Origin of the sequence: Flavobacterium sp., from assembly GCF_034111225.1 — a bacterium.
Lineage (GTDB): Bacteria > Bacteroidota > Bacteroidia > Flavobacteriales > Flavobacteriaceae > Flavobacterium.
The window spans coordinates 231,135-239,812 of the sequence record NZ_JAWUXR010000013.1 but is presented as its reverse complement, the minus strand read 5'-3'; the positions used below and the strand labels follow the sequence as shown (position 1 = coordinate 239,812).

At 32.0% G+C, this 8,678-nt stretch carries 7 protein-coding genes; 3 read left to right on the top strand and 4 right to left on the bottom strand.

Annotation, left to right across the window (positions count from 1 at the left end; genetic code table 11):
• Together UXY25_RS10645 and UXY25_RS10640 are read left to right on the top strand one after the other, a co-directional pair.
• On the top strand, window positions 1-432 hold a 432-nt coding region (locus UXY25_RS10645), incomplete at its 5' end, for a T9SS sorting signal type C domain-containing protein (RefSeq protein WP_320815997.1).
• A gap of 105 nt (window positions 433-537) precedes the next feature.
• Window positions 538-1,926 (top strand): dipeptidase, encoded by a 1,389-nt coding sequence (locus UXY25_RS10640; RefSeq protein ID WP_320815996.1) that lies wholly within the window; start codon window positions 538-540, stop codon window positions 1,924-1,926.
• A 34-nt stretch (window positions 1,927-1,960) separates the two neighbouring features.
• Here UXY25_RS10640 and bioB read toward each other — a convergent pair whose 3' ends face one another.
• The 4 genes from bioB to UXY25_RS10620 form a co-directional block, all read right to left on the bottom strand.
• Window positions 1,961-3,043 (bottom strand): biotin synthase BioB, encoded by a 1,083-nt coding sequence (bioB, locus tag UXY25_RS10635; RefSeq protein WP_320815995.1) that lies wholly within the window; start codon window positions 3,041-3,043, stop codon window positions 1,961-1,963.
• A gap of 65 nt (window positions 3,044-3,108) precedes the next feature.
• Window positions 3,109-3,552 (bottom strand): hypothetical protein, encoded by a 444-nt coding sequence (locus tag UXY25_RS10630; RefSeq protein WP_320815994.1) that lies wholly within the window; start codon window positions 3,550-3,552, stop codon window positions 3,109-3,111.
• 57 nt (window positions 3,553-3,609) lie between these two features.
• Window positions 3,610-4,905: an HTTM domain-containing protein gene (locus tag UXY25_RS10625; protein WP_320815993.1), complete on the bottom strand. Its 1,296-nt coding sequence runs from the start codon at window positions 4,903-4,905 to the stop codon at window positions 3,610-3,612.
• Window positions 4,902-5,837: a bifunctional riboflavin kinase/FAD synthetase gene (locus UXY25_RS10620; RefSeq protein WP_320815992.1), complete on the bottom strand. Its 936-nt coding sequence runs from the start codon at window positions 5,835-5,837 to the stop codon at window positions 4,902-4,904. Before UXY25_RS10620 ends, UXY25_RS10625 begins: the two co-directional genes overlap by 4 nt.
• Before the next feature lie 130 nt (window positions 5,838-5,967).
• Here UXY25_RS10620 and UXY25_RS10615 point away from each other — a divergent pair, with 130 nt between their 5' ends.
• Window positions 5,968-8,646 carry a reprolysin-like metallopeptidase gene (locus UXY25_RS10615; RefSeq protein WP_320815991.1) on the top strand — a complete coding sequence of 893 codons (2,679 nt, stop codon included), beginning with the start codon at window positions 5,968-5,970 and terminating at the stop codon, window positions 8,644-8,646.
• Window positions 8,647-8,678 lie beyond the last annotated feature (32 nt).

Sequence of the window (8,678 nt, the reverse complement as noted above, 5' to 3'; positions counted from 1 at the left end):
GCTGGTGTGTATAATATCTCATTAGAAAGTGTAGATGGTTTATTTACAGCGCAAGACATCTTCTTAAAAGACAAGTACACTAATATTATTCACGATATTAAACAATCTGAATATCAGTTCTCTACACAAGACGGAACTTTTGCCGATAGATTTGAAATCGTTTATCAAAACGGTGTTTTATCTAATGATGAGTTTATAAACAACAATGATGTTTTAGTTTATACTCAAAACAATCAAATTGAAGTAAATTCATTGAAAGAAAATATCACTTCAGTAATGGTTTTTGATGTTTTAGGTAGAACTATATTTAAGAGTGAAAATATAGGAGAAAAAGAATTATCTATAGCTTCTATAAGCCAAAACAACCAAGCATTATTTATAAAAATAACGCTTACAACTGGCGAAGTAATTACTAAAAAAATGGTTTTCTAAACTTAATTTTAATAATAAAAAAAGCCCAATCATATGATTGGGCTTTTTTATTGTGTAAAAAATTAAAACATTTTTGTAAATTTGGAATAAATCATTAAACAACACATGGAAAACATTAAACAATACGTTCAAGATAACAAACAACGATTTATTGACGAGTTAATAGAATTATTAAAAATACCTTCAGTAAGTGCGGATAGTGCTTACTCTCATGATGTTATAATGACTGCTGAAGCAGTTAAGGCTAGTCTTGAAAAAGCAGGCTGTGATTTTGTTGAGCTATGTGAAACTCCAGGTTACCCTATTGTTTACGGTGAGAAAATCATTGATACAGCTTTGCCAACAGTTTTAGTTTACGGGCATTATGATGTGCAACCAGCAGATCCGGTTGAACTTTGGACTTCTCCTCCTTTTGAGCCCGTTATTAAAGCGACTGATATTCATCCAGAAGGTGCTGTTTTTGCTCGAGGAGCTTGTGATGATAAAGGTCAAATGTACATGCATGTAAAGGCTTTTGAATATATGATTGCTTCAAATACTTTGCCTTGTAATGTAAAATTCATGATTGAAGGTGAAGAAGAAGTAGGTTCAAAAAGTTTAAGTTGGTTTGTAGAACGTAATCAAGAGAAGTTAGCTAATGATGTTATTTTAATTTCTGATACAGGAATGATTTCAAATTCGCAGCCTTCTATTACAACAGGTTTACGAGGTTTAAGTTATGTTGAAGTTGAGGTTACGGGACCAAATAGAGATTTACATTCTGGTTTATATGGAGGAGCAGTTGCAAATCCAATTAATATATTAACGAAGATGATTGCTTCGCTTCATGATGAAAATAATCACATTACTATTCCTGGTTTTTATGATAATGTTGAAGAATTGTCATTAGAAGAAAGAGCAGAAATGGCAAAAGCACCATTTTCATTGGAAAAATATAAGCAATCTATTGATATTGGAGATATATACGGCGAGAAAGGATATACAACAAATGAGCGCAACTCTATTCGTCCAACTTTAGACGTAAATGGAATTTGGGGTGGTTATACGGGTGAAGGTGCAAAAACTGTAATTGCAAGTAAAGCATTTGCGAAAATTTCAATGCGTTTAGTGCCAAACCAAGATTGGGAAGAAATAACAGAATTATTTAAAAAGCATTTTGAAAGTATAGCACCTTCTTCTGTTAAAGTAGTTGTGAAACCACATCATGGCGGACAAGGATATGTTACGCCAATTGATAGTGTTGGTTATAGGGCAGCAAACAAAGCATATACGGAAACATTTGGGGTCCCAGCAATTCCAGTTCGTTCTGGAGGAAGCATTCCTATTGTGGCTTTATTTGAGAAGGAATTAAAGAGCAAAACAATATTAATGGGCTTTGGGTTAGATAGCGATGCAATTCACTCTCCTAACGAGCATTTTGGGATTTTTAATTACCTAAAAGGAATAGAAACTATTCCATTGTTTTATAAGTATTTTACAGAAATGAATAAATAAAAAAAAACGTCCTGCATTGCGGGACGTTTTTTTATTATAATTTTCCTGATGCTTTCAGGTTTTTTTCAATTGTATGGCCAGGTCTTGTCCATCTTGGCTTCTCTCCTAATGATTGAAATTTAGAATTTTCAGCTTCAACTGTTGGCGGTTGTACTTTCTTTGTAAATGGTTTTTGTGGATTCAAACCTAGTAATTCAAACATTTTCATGTCTTCATTTACATCGGGGTTTGGAGTTGTCAACAACTTGTCTCCAGCAAAAATAGAATTGGCACCAGCAAAGAAACACATCGCTTGACCTTCTCTACTCATTTGAGTTCTTCCTGCTGATAAACGCACCTGCGTTTCTGGCATTACAATTCTAGTTGTAGCAACCATTCTTACCATTTCCCAAATAGAAACTGGTTTTTGGTCTTCAAGAGGAGTTCCTTCAACTGCAACAAGTGCATTAATTGGTGTTGATTCTGGCTGAGGGTTTAAAGTTGATAATGCAACTAACATTCCTGCTCTATCTTCAATGTTTTCACCCATTCCAATAATTCCCCCACTACAAACGGTTACATTTGTTTTACGAACATTGTCAATTGTATCTAAACGGTCTTGGTAACCTCTAGTAGAAATTACTTCTTTATAATATTCTTCAGATGAATCTAAATTGTGATTGTAAGCATATAAACCTGCTTCAGCTAAACGTTGGGCTTGGTTTTCGGTAATCATACCTAAAGTACAACAAACTTCCATGTCCAGTTTGTTAATGGTGCGAACCATTTCCAACACATCATCAAATTCTTGACCGTCTTTTACGTTTCTCCAAGCAGCTCCCATACACACACGAGAACTTCCTGCTTCTCTAGCGCGTAATGCTTGTGCTTTTACTTGAGAAACCGTCATCAAGTCATTTCCTTCAACGTTTGTATGATATCTTGCTGCTTGTGGGCAATAACCACAATCTTCAGAGCAACCACCTGTTTTAATAGATAATAAAGTAGATACTTGAACCACATTTGGGTCATGTTGCTCTCTATGAATTGATGCAGCTTCATATAATAAGTCCATTAATGGCTTATTATAAATAGCAATTATTTCTTCTTTTGTCCAATTATGTCTAGGTGAAATCATACTTTTTTATTTATGCTCCAAAAGTAACAAATTACTTTAGAAGAATAAAAAAATATAACTTGTAATTAGTATTTTGGATTTACAACTACATCTTTCCAATATTGCATTAATGTAAAAGAGCCAATTAGACTAGATGCTACTCCCTCAAAGAACAATACGCTGCAGTACATAATAATGTTGGTTTTACCTATAAAGAAATAGGTTTCAGATAATGTAGAAAGATAGGATTCTCCGCCTTTTGCATATACATAAATTATCAATCCAATAATGCCTAGAAAAACACCTATAATTCCTGTTTTAAAGCCTGAAATGAAGTTTTCTAAATAATTTGTAACTCCGTTATGTAGATTTGTTTTTATTGTTCTATTAATTCCGTACAAAACAATAAATGCATTTAATGCTCTTAAGTAATTTTTATTTGCAAGACCTAAAAAGTCCATAGCAAGAAAGAATAGTCCAATTCCTAAAAAAATAAGGAATCCGTTTTTAAGTTCAACGTTATTTTTCATAATAATAGTGGTTTTAGACAATTAAAGTTACGAAAAATAATTTTAAGCAACTGAAAATCAATCAATAATTAACCATTCGTTGTGAAAAAAGTAATCCCATTTAGCTTTGGCAAAATCCGTTTTTGGATCTATTAAAGTCTTTAAAGGTTTTCTGTTTATAGAGTTTTTACAGTCTATAAATATAGATATGTCTTTATCTTCAAATTCTTTTTTTATCCTTTGACAGTATTGCCAAATAAAATCGGGTTTAGTTGCAAGTTGTCTGGCTTGCTTACTACTTAAATTTTTATGATAGTCGTAAATAGAGGTTTTATTAGTTTTATTGTCTTTAATCTTAATTATAATGTATCCAGATCTTTCTCTCAACATCATTCGCCAACTCAGTCTATGCCCTTCTTCTGTCCAAAAAACATCTCCTTCAATGAAATGATGTCTTAAAGGTAGTGCTAGTTGAATAATTATAAAAGGAATAAAAATGTACTTTGCCATCTTAGATGATGAAAAGTCTAACTCTTCATTAATAAAAATGGGTTTGCTTTTGAAAAACAGATTTCTAATGGTTTCCGGCTCGTAGAAAAACAAAATAAATGTTAATGCAAAAAACGGAAAAATACCTATATGTAATGTAATTGCGTTAAATAGATGGAATATTACAGAACAAATTAGAGCGACTGTTCGTGTTTTTTTGAAAAGAAGAAGCGGTACAACTAATAAATCAAATAATATCCCTGAATAAGCTATAAAAAGATAAAACCATTTTTGCGAAAACAAATCTAAAAAAAACGGTCTGTTTGTTGTTCCTTGTAATAAAAGTTTAGTAAAAGTTCCGTCAAGCCAATCAGGATATATCTTAGCAATTGAGGCATAAAAATAAACGATTATTATTTGAGTGATGAATAATAGTGAAACCCACTTAGGCATTGTTAGTTTTTTTTCTACAAAACCAAACTTTACATCTAACGACATATATTTATTAGCAGGTAAGAAAATCATACAGAAACTTATCAATAATAAAAGGTAATAATGATTGTTATAGGATGATTTTTGCATAAAGTATACCCCGGCCCACAAAATAGTGTATCCAATTGTTGAATATATATACTTGAACCCAAGCATTATGCATAGACCAACTAATCCCATTACAACGAAATAAACATACATCAAGTTATTTGGTAATGGTTGGAGCCATTCTAATCCAATAAATGAAAAGGTAAATTGAGGTTCAATAAGAACTTTTTTAACCCAACCAGTTGCAATTGCTCCAAAACTTTCACACGCGATTAGAAAACCAAAAAATATTCTGAAAGCTATTAATGGAGAATTATCTATTGATTTAAAAAAGATTTTTTTCATAAATTATTTATAATAAATTCTCTCGATATTAATTCATCTTTCTTTAATTGAGTTTTTAATTCTTCAAGTGAGTTGTATTTTTTTTCGTCTCTAATTCTTGAGTAAATCTCAATTTTAATATCTTTATTATAAACATCTTTGTTGAAATCGAAAAAATGAACTTCAATTTTTTGCTCTAAACCTTCAACAGTTGGATTTACACCTATATTCATCATTCCAAAATATTTCACATTATTTATTGTGCTAGAAACAATATAAACGCCATTTTTTGGAATTAATTTGTAATCTTCTGAAACTTCAATATTGGCAGTCGGGAAACCAATAGTTCTTCCTATTTTTTTTCCAGCAACTATCTTTCCAGATATAAAATAATTGTATCCTAGGTATTTGGTTGCTTTATAGATATCACCTTCTATAAGTGCTGTTCTTATTTTAGTTGAGCTTATGGCGATATCATCTATTTCTTTTGCAGAAATTTCTTGAACATCAAATCCATACTCTTTTCCATATTCTATTAAATCGTTAATTGTAGCTGTTCTATTTCTGCCAAATCTATGATCATGGCCTATTATAATTATACCTACGTTTAATTTTTCTACCAATATTTCTTTTATGAAATCCTCGGCACTTAATCTTGAAAAATCTAAATCAAAAGGATGGATAATTAAATTTTCAATCTCTAATTCAGACAAAAGAGATTCTTTTTCTTGAATAGTGTTTAAAAGTTTAATAGATGAATCCTGCTGTAATACCATTCTAGGATGAGGAAAAAAAGTTAAAACAGTGCTTTTGTAGTTATTGTCTTGAGCTAATTGAATTACTTTTCTTAATACGTATTTATGCCCAATATGTACACCGTCAAATGTACCTATTGTGACAACAGTTTTATTTGAGGGTGTTTTAAAGGCGCTTAAATTATTGAAAGATTTCAAGATTTTATTTTTTACAAATTTAAGATTACATTCTTAAAAAGTTAGAATATGAGTTGTGTTTTTTTTTTTTTTTAAACAAAACACTTTTTTTTTGTTATATTTGTGTATTAATCGTAAAATTTTACCAAAAATGAACAAAAAACTACTATTTACTATTTTTTCATTGTTAGTGTTTAACTTAGGTTTCTCACAAACAGAAAAAGCTTGGTCACAAGTAAAATCTCAAGACATTAAGAAAAATATTAATGTTGAAAGAGAGTCATTTCCTCAAGAATTTAAATTAATGCAATTAAATGTGTCAACTATGAAGCAAGCTCTTGCTTCTGCAACTGATCGTTTTTCAAGAAATTCAAAAGGAGTGATTATTTCTTTACCAAATGCAGAAGGTGTTTTAGAGCGTTTTGAAGTTTTTGAAGCTTCAAATTTTGATGCAGATTTACAAGCACAATTTCCTGAAATTCGTTCTTATGCGGGTAATGGGATAGATGATAAGTTTGCTCGTTTAAGAATGAGTATTAATCCAAAGGGAATTAATACAATGGTTCATAGAGCTGATAAAGGTTCTGAATTTATGGAGCCTTATTCTCAAGATGGAAAAGTACATGTTATCTATAAAGCATCAAGAGTTAAAGGTAAACTGCCTTTCACCTGTTCAACTGTAGATGAGGTATTAGTTAATGATTTAACTGATAAAGCAAATTCAGTTTCTCGTTCAAGTACTGGTCAATTATTGAATTTTAGATTGGCTATGTCTGTAACTCCTGAGTATACTACATATCATCATACAGCATTAGGTTTGGCTACGCCAAAAACAAGTGCATTGTCTGCTATAAATACTACAATGACACGAGTGAATGGTGTTTTTGAAACAGATTTTGCAATTCACATGAATTTAGTTAACAATATGACTATTATTTATGATGGTTCAGTTGCAGATCCTTATGGAGCTACTGATGCAAATTATAATTCTGAATTACAAGCAACTTTGTCAAATAATGCTATTCTTGGTGATGCTAACTATGATGTTGGTCACCTTATGGCAAATGTTGGAAACAATGGTAATGCTGGTTGTATTGGTTGTGTTTGTAATGCAGGTAAAGGTAGTGGATACACTACAAGTACAGTTCCGGTTGGAGACGCTTTTGATATTGATTTCGTAGCTCATGAAATTGGTCATCAATTTGGTGCTAATCATACATTTTCACATGGAAATGAAGGAACAGGTGTTAATATGGAGGTTGGTTCAGGTGTAACTATTATGGGTTATGCAGGTATTACAGCTCAAGATACTCATTCAAACTCTATTGATATCTTTCATGCAGCAAGTATAGCTCAGGTTCAATCAAATATGGCGGGTAAATCTTGTCAAACAACTGTAGCGATTACGCATTCTGCGCCAGTTGTAAATGCGGGGTCTAACTATACGATTCCTATGAGTACGCCATTTGTACTAACAGGTTCAGCTACAGATGCTGGTGGGGCAAGTGGATTAACTTATACTTGGGAGCAATATAATAATGCTTCAGCTGCACAAACAGGTGCTGCTAGTGCTGCTAGTGCTACTAAAGCAACAGGGCCAAACTGGGTTAATTATGTAGACTCTTCTAGTCCGGTTAGATATTTTCCTAGAATGAGTTCAGTTTTTGCTGGAAGTACTACTACTGCAGGTTTAGATGTTACGGCTGAAGCCTTAAGTTCGGTTGCAAGAACATTAGCATTTAGATTAACTGCAAGAGATAATGTTGCAGGTCAAGGACAAACTAATTTTGCAAATATGACAGTTACTGTTGATGCAACAAGAGGGCCATTAACAGTGACTTCTCAAAATACAACAGGTATTTCTTATAATACAAATTCTGTACAAACAGTGACATGGGCTGTAAATAATACAAATACAAGTGCTGGTGGTGCAAATGTTGATATTTTAATAACAACTGACAATGGAGTTACTTGGACTACTTTATTAGCTGCAACTCCAAATGATGGATCTCAAGCGGTTACTATGCCAGCTACTCCGGCTGTAAGTTGTAGATTGATGGTTAAAGCAAATGGAAACGTTTTCTTTAATGTAAACTCTAAAGATTTTGCAGTTGGATATACTGTGACATCAACTTGTAATAGTTATACAATGAATACTGGTTTTGCAATTCCCGATAATAATCCAGCATATACAACTAGAACTATAAATGTGCCAACTACAGCTTTAGTGTCTGATGTGAACTTAGCGGTTAATTTAACACATACATGGATTTCTGATATAAACATAGCATTGGTTGACCCATTAAGTGCTAATCAAATTAATGTGTTTAGTAATAGTTGTGGAAGTAATGATAATATTAATGCTACTTTTGATGATCAGGGATCTGCAATCGTTTGTGCTGCAACTATTACTGGAAATGTAATTCCTGCACAAGCACTTTCAATTTATAATGGTTCAAATCCTAACGGTAACTGGTTAGTTGGTGTTAGAGATTTAGCAGCTGCTGATACTGGAAATGTGGTTTCTTATACATTGACTATTTGTTCTCAAACTGCAGTTTTAGCTTCTGAGAATTTTGGAATCGAAGGATTTTCATTGTACCCTAATCCTAATAATGGAACATTTAATATTCAATTTGCTTCAACTTCTTCAAATGAAGTTAAAGTTAATGTTCATGACATGAGAGGAAGAGAGATTTTTAATAAATCATTCCAAAATAACGGATTGTTCAATGAGTCGTTACAATTAAATAATGTTCAGTCTGGGATTTATCTTGTAACTGTACAAGATGGATCAAGAAAAGAAATTAAGAAAATTGTTGTTGAATAAACATAATAAATCAATATATTGAAAACGAGGCT

Bases quoted from the DNA above. Each gene is read 5' to 3' on its own strand.
- UXY25_RS10640 (WP_320815996.1), top strand. From the start codon at position 538: ATGGAAAACATTAAACAATACGTTCAAGATAACAAACAACGATTTATT.
- UXY25_RS10630 (WP_320815994.1), bottom strand. From the start codon at position 3,552: ATGAAAAATAACGTTGAACTTAAAAACGGATTCCTTATTTTTTTAGGA.
- UXY25_RS10615 (WP_320815991.1), top strand. From the start codon at position 5,968: ATGAACAAAAAACTACTATTTACTATTTTTTCATTGTTAGTGTTTAAC.
- UXY25_RS10625 (WP_320815993.1), bottom strand. From the start codon at position 4,905: ATGAAAAAAATCTTTTTTAAATCAATAGATAATTCTCCATTAATAGCT.
- bioB (WP_320815995.1), bottom strand. From the start codon at position 3,043: ATGATTTCACCTAGACATAATTGGACAAAAGAAGAAATAATTGCTATT.